Here is a 610-nt window from a genome sequence, read left to right as displayed (position 1 = left end):
CATTGAGGAGACCATGGCAGACCGCAGACTGCAGGTGTTTCACACCGTTGCCCGGCTGATGAGCTTTACGAAAGCGGCTGAAGCGCTGCATATGACGCAGCCGGCGGTGACCTTTCAGGTCCGACAGCTGGAAGAGCAGTTCAACACGCGGCTGTTCGATCGGGGGCGCAACCGCATCAGCTTGACCGATGCCGGTAAGCGGGTATTCGAATATGCGGATCGTATCTTCGCGCTCTACGCCGAGATGGAGCAGGGCGTGCGCGAGCTCACCGGCGACATCAGCGGCTCGTTGACGATCGGTGCCAGTACGACGATCGCCGAGTACATGCTTCCGACCCTGCTCGGCGACTTCAAGAAGCGCTATCCCGAGATCGCGATCCACCTGAAGGTCTCCAATAGTGAGGGTATCGTCTCCCTGGTCGAGCGCAACGCGATCGATCTCGGCGTGGTCGAGTCGCCGGTGTCCAACCGCAACCTCGTGGTCGAGACCTGCAAGCAGGACGAACTGGTCGCGATCGTGCCGCCGGCCCACGACCTGGCGCCCCTGGGGCCCGTCGCCTGTCGGCGCGTGCTCGACTACCCCTTCATCTGTCGCGAGGAAGGGTCGGGG

General features: G+C 63.0%; 1 protein-coding gene. It reads left to right on the top strand.

Translation table 11 applies throughout. From position 1 onward, the window contains the following. Nucleotides 1-13 precede the first annotated feature (13 nt). Nucleotides 14-610 (top strand): LysR family transcriptional regulator (locus tag CKO27_RS24025; protein ID WP_200377422.1); only part of this gene is annotated, 597 nt, incomplete at its 3' end.

The sequence above is a fragment of the Thiocystis violacea genome, assembly GCF_016583575.1.
Lineage (GTDB): Bacteria > Pseudomonadota > Gammaproteobacteria > Chromatiales > Chromatiaceae > Thiocystis > Thiocystis violacea.
This window is presented reverse-complemented; position numbering and strand designations above follow the sequence as displayed.